1 protein-coding gene is annotated in these 218 nt (G+C 69.3%); it reads left to right on the forward strand.

The annotated features are described in order from the left end of the window. Nucleotides 1–218: hypothetical protein (locus tag PA598K_RS36995; RefSeq protein ID WP_376739119.1), on the forward strand; the 218-nt coding region annotated here is incomplete at both ends.

A 218-nucleotide genomic window follows, 5' to 3' on the forward strand; every position in this document is an offset into this window, starting at 1 on the left:
TTGCAGACGCTGCGCGGCGAGCTGACGGAACGCGAACGCGCGGCGGAGGAATTGCGCGGCGAATTGACGGAGCGTGGGCGCCTGGCGGAGGAACTGCAACGCCGGGTGGCTGAGGAGACTTCGCGGAACGAAGCAGCGCATCGTGAGCTGTCTGAGCTGCGTGCGAGCGAGCAGCAGCTGCGCGAGGAGCTGGAGGCGAGCGTAACCGCGTCGGCGGG

It is taken from the genome of Paenibacillus sp. 598K (genome assembly GCF_003851045.1).
Classification (GTDB): Bacteria; Bacillota; Bacilli; order Paenibacillales; family Paenibacillaceae; genus Paenibacillus_D.